Source organism: Flavobacterium sp. W21_SRS_FM6, assembly GCF_052119645.1.
GTDB lineage: Bacteria > Pseudomonadota > Gammaproteobacteria > Enterobacterales > Alteromonadaceae > Paraglaciecola.
Genome location: NZ_JBGQOM010000024.1, coordinates 1 through 4,771 on the forward strand (window position 1 = coordinate 1; position 4,771 = coordinate 4,771).

A 4,771-nucleotide genomic window follows, 5' to 3' on the forward strand; every position below is an offset into this window, starting at 1 on the left:
ATAACCTTTTAAAACGCGTTGCTACGTGAAATCTGGATAGGTCAAACCATCAAACAGAAAATAAATTTAACGTAGAAAACGATGTTTTTTTGGCTCCGACCTTTTTCTACAGCCTCAACGCCCATTTAAGGGGCTGAAAATAGTTTGCTAAAATGTGTAGCGAAGCGAAACCGAGCAAACTGTGAGCAGTCCCGCTTTAAATTCTTGTTATGCGGTATTTCAACTTTTACAAGCTTGATTGCATTATGCCAATAATTGGTTTTTCCCAATCCCAGTTATTTAAATGCTTAGACTCAGTCCACGAATAAACCAAGTTCCATTTTTTATCATCTGACATTTTAGACCAGACATCATTTTCTTTACCTAGCCTAATTTCAAAGTTTACTTCGTTACCCTTTAATGTGAAATGAGCATCCATAGGAAGTTTACTTTCAGGAAGGATATACATAAGACCTATGACGTGTATTAAATTCTCAGTTTCTTGGATAATATGCAGAAAATCCCAACCATCTACAGATCCTGTTTCGGGGATGGTGCGAATATATAACTCAAGAGCATATTTAAAAGCTTCAGGGCCTCTGCTATCTTCAGGAAAGGTTTCTGATACAAGGTTTTCCAACCCCGAAAACCTTTGATGTATATCTTCTCTTATAGTACTTATTGGCATATTACATCCATGTTAGCTAATTTCGACTACCGCATAACGCTTTTTATAAACGGCGCGCGTTTTTTGCGCGTCCAGTGGAGGCCGTTTTTTGGCCGTAATGATGTTTGATAAACTTGTTATATGTACCTACCAATTACTCTATTGCTTTTTCCAACTTTCATGGACGGCATTGAAATTTGAATTTGTTAACTCATGCTTTTCCAAGTAAAGCCACTTTGAATAAGCACGAGATACCATCGGTACAAGAGATATCAACATAGCCCCTTTTAGCAAAGGCAACCAAATAGCTAAAGATGACTTAACTGAAGTATCAAAATTTTCTCCGAATAAAAACTTATCCAAAAAATTAAGAGTGAACATTACTACGAAAAAAAATCCGCCTGTTTTCATTAACGATAGCAACAACGCTTTTAGCTCTAAAGTTATAAAATAATGAAAATACTTTTTCATTTCACCCAAACTCAAAGTACATATAACGCTCAAAGCAACGGCGCGGCTTTTTGCGTCCGATGCCTTTGATTGTTATTGCGCCAACCTAATGAACTATCGCGGCTTGCCGCCTGCCCTGTTTGCACAACAACATGATTAAAATTATTACCCACACTGTAAAACAACCTTGAGCAAAACTACAACGAAAAAATGCATGTTAGGTTGAACTGATACTGATGAAACTATTGGAAGTTTAAAAGATTGTTTGGCTAAAAATTGAAAGGACGATTACCGAAAAATGCCCTAGCTAACCACAAACTTTTGAGCCTAAAACTTACTACCGATATTAACCAATAAATTGTAAGGTCAAAGCGCTATAACGCCCCAATAAACCGACGAAAAGAGCGCAGCGAGTTGAGGTCGGATTAATTGGTTTGTTAGGCAACACTTGCAATACCCAGAGCATCTAATGTCAAAATCAAACTGACTGCAATGACCATAAAAATAATCAGACTTATAAGGCCGACGAAAAATACTTTCCAATTAGACTGGAAATCTAAATCCTCACTATTGGAGATATCTTCCTTTTTAAATTGAAATGTTTCAATTAAGAGTCTCGTAGAAACTATTGTAATAATAGGAATGACCATATTTGGAAAATTTTCTGGTAAAAAAGGCAGAATTGCGAGGACGAACGCAATTGCCAAGGAACCAAAGAGGTTCGTTTTCTTAATTGATTCATCGTCCTTTAAGGCGAAAAAATTTTGTTTGATGAAATAAGCTGAAGCTATCGGGCCTCCTAGAAGGGCTCCTAAGGCTGCTTGGGTTGGTGAGTAGACTTTGTTTCCTTCCATATACAATATCCTTGTGTTGCCTAACGCTTGCCTAACCGGCGCAAAATAGCAGGCTAAAATCAGCGACGAAGGAGCGCAAGCCTGCTGTTTTGCGTCCTTTGGTTTAGGCACTTGTTATATGAACTATTTACCGTGAAAAATAGACCAAAAGGTTTCTCTGATTTTATGTAGATTCGTTAAATTTTCACCTTTTGAAATACAAAGTGCTGACCCAGCGAATATTAAGACTAAAGGTAAAATCAAACTGAACATTTTGGCTTCAGCATCATTCCTTTCTACACCATTTAGATTAATGGCTACACTAGGGTCAAATAATGCTTCAAAAGCTGAGTAACCCAAGAGCACCCCTGCACATATAAATAAAACACCTATTAGACGCAATGTATTTTTATAAACACTGACTGGTAAGTACACTCATACCTCAAAGTTCATATAACGCTTTGCCAAGGGGCAAATGCGAACGTTGTTGGGCGAAGCCAAGTGAGTATTTGTCCCAGCCGCGCTTTTTGCGGCGAACTTAGGCAACTTGTTATAAGCACACCTACACCAATATACCATTCGCCATAAGTGCAGGCAGGAAAAGAGCAATAGACAACACGAAAGAGCCAGTTAATACCATTGCCACAGAACAGAACACAGCATGGGTTGTAAATATTTTAGGTTGAAACAACGCACTATTTAAAAAGGCAACTTTCGCAATGTTAATTTTCGACGAGACCCAATTTACTTTTGGTTGTAGCCAAACAATTAGTGGTTTGCAATATACAAGTAAAAAGCTAAAGGCTAGTTCAATACCACCAAAATCTACTAACATCATCAGCTCTGGTGCAAATGCAGCCGCGATAGTTATCAATAATCCAATAACCACCTTTTGAATTAAACTCAAATTTTCCCAATTACGCATACATCTCCTTGTGCTTATAACGCACGCCTAAACGGCGAGCAACTTGTTGCGAGTCCAGCGGCCGCAGGCCGCGTTGTTTAAGGCGCTTGTTAGTTGCCAATGCTGACCTTAAACCATATGTAAGCAAAATATAGAACAACGGCAATATATCCAAAAGAAATAACCAGATTCACTTTCCAAAGGTTTAGCCAAAAATTTCCTCTGAAATAAGTGCGTCCTCTTAATTCATGGTTAAACAATGCTATTGAAGAAGGTACTAACATTACCGCAGACCAACCAAGCATAGGTAACACCATAAACATAATGCCTATGCCTGCTCCACCTGCTGAAGCTTCGGATGTTTCAGCATCAATAGGGGCTAGCATCAGGTAGCCTAAAATAAACCCGGCAATCGAAAGCATAAAACCTAAAAGTTGAAGTGTTCTCATAATCGTCCTTGGCAACTAACGCTTAAATATGGGGCACAAACAGGCAGGCTATAATGGCGAAGCCGCCTGCCTGTTTGTGTCCCAGCCCGCTTGCGGGCGACATAATTTTTTTGTTAGGCGCGTTTAAAAAAATGTAACGCCCTAGCCGAAACAAAAATACCGGCCAACCCTAACCCTATACTAAATACAAAAAAGATTGGTAGCTGAGGAAACATACCAACAGATAGATAGATTACTATCGCTAACCCAATCAAAAAATTAAAACCGCTAATGTAACAAAATAAACGCGTAAAAAACGACAAACCTAAAACCATGGTACTGAAATAGACTAAAGCTAAAAGTGCAAACTGAAACCTATTACCGCTAACATTATCTGAATAAATCAAAGTTGAGCGAAAATACAATATTGCTAAAGCGCCATACAAAACAACTAGGCTTGCTAAATATGTATTTGAGATTAATTTCTTCAATATAGCGCCTAACGCTTAATATAACTGGAAAACACGAAGCGATTTGGGCGTAGCCCAGCGAGTGATTTTCCAGTTGATATTTTTGTTATGTTTACGTTACTCACCATACTCAGATAAGTACAGTTTAATACCTAGCTTGCCCATTATTGTCATAGCTTTTGGTGACAGAATAGCCCCACCGCCACAAGCGTTTTCCCTAATACTAAAGCCCACCTCAGCAATGTATTTTGACGGAGTTAAATTTAGCGGATTTTCAAACAACCAATTTTCGAGTTCCTTAATTTGAACAGGAAGATCCCAATGCTCTTTTGCAAAGTGAGCAAGTTTCTCATTTGATTGTTCAGTCTTAACGTAAATTGGCACTCAATTCCCTAGTAAACATAACGCTTACAATAACGGGAAAAACCGAGTGCTTTGGCACGACGTGCCAGCGAGGCTTTTTCCCAATGAGCGAAGCGAATGTTGTTTATTGTTTTGTTAGGTTTCATTGCACACACTAGTAAATACAAACCAATATAAAAAAGCTATTGAGCAAGTTAAATACGTATAAAAAAACCAGCCCCCAAGCGTAAGGTTAAACATTAAACTTATAATTAACGCCGCTACAACTGCGATTGCCAATATTACAGTTAGTTTAACCAAATTAAACCGCAATAGGACAAAAGTACAAGGTAAGCCAATAGCCGCAGTCAAAGGATATGCTAAAAATAAAATAATCATAAATAGCACAGGAAGTTCGTTAAAATTTGAAACAGTGAAATCCGAACCGAATAACCATGACACAAAAGTGAAACTCAAAATTGCAGGTATAACAGCCAAAGGAGAAATGGCGGTAGCTGCAATAGCCTTTCTTAAATTGGTGCTAAATACTTTCATGAAACCTAACGCCCCAATATACCGACGAAACGAGCGCAGCGAGTTGAGGTCGGAATAATTGGTTTGTTAGTTGCCATTTGCAATTTTCAACCATTCTTGGTTTACATTTTGCTCGCCAATATCTAAATATTGAACAACATCCA

The 4,771-nt window shown here is 38.2% G+C and carries 8 protein-coding genes; all 8 read right to left on the reverse strand.

The annotated features are described in order from the left end of the window. Positions 1-226 precede the first annotated feature (226 nt). Positions 227-667: a hypothetical protein gene (locus tag ACEN2L_RS20605; protein ID WP_441745953.1), complete on the reverse strand. Its 441-nt coding sequence runs from the start codon at positions 665-667 to the stop codon at positions 227-229. Positions 668-805: 138 nt separating this feature from the next. Continuing rightward, complete coding sequence (locus tag ACEN2L_RS20610; RefSeq protein ID WP_441745954.1) at positions 806-1,117, reverse strand: hypothetical protein; 312 nt, start codon at positions 1,115-1,117, stop codon at positions 806-808. A gap of 416 nt (positions 1,118-1,533) precedes the next feature. After that, positions 1,534-1,950, reverse strand: a complete 417-nt coding sequence (locus ACEN2L_RS20615; protein ID WP_441745955.1) for a hypothetical protein — start codon at positions 1,948-1,950, stop codon at positions 1,534-1,536. Positions 1,951-2,073: 123 nt separating this feature from the next. After that, positions 2,074-2,364 carry a hypothetical protein gene (locus ACEN2L_RS20620; RefSeq protein WP_441745956.1) on the reverse strand — a complete coding sequence of 97 codons (291 nt, stop codon included), beginning with the start codon at positions 2,362-2,364 and terminating at the stop codon, positions 2,074-2,076. Between the two features lie 127 nt (positions 2,365-2,491). Beyond that, entirely contained in the window at positions 2,492-2,854 is a 363-nt protein-coding gene (locus tag ACEN2L_RS20625) for a hypothetical protein (RefSeq protein WP_441745957.1), read from the reverse strand. Between the two features lie 89 nt (positions 2,855-2,943). Then, positions 2,944-3,282: a hypothetical protein gene (locus tag ACEN2L_RS20630; RefSeq protein ID WP_441745958.1), complete on the reverse strand. Its 339-nt coding sequence runs from the start codon at positions 3,280-3,282 to the stop codon at positions 2,944-2,946. A 566-nt stretch (positions 3,283-3,848) separates the two neighbouring features. Then, positions 3,849-4,115: a hypothetical protein gene (locus tag ACEN2L_RS20635; RefSeq protein ID WP_441745959.1), complete on the reverse strand. Its 267-nt coding sequence runs from the start codon at positions 4,113-4,115 to the stop codon at positions 3,849-3,851. A 114-nt stretch (positions 4,116-4,229) separates the two neighbouring features. Continuing rightward, a complete protein-coding gene (locus tag ACEN2L_RS20640; RefSeq protein WP_441745960.1) occupies positions 4,230-4,628 on the reverse strand; it encodes a hypothetical protein in 399 nt (132 codons plus the stop codon). Positions 4,629-4,771 lie beyond the last annotated feature (143 nt).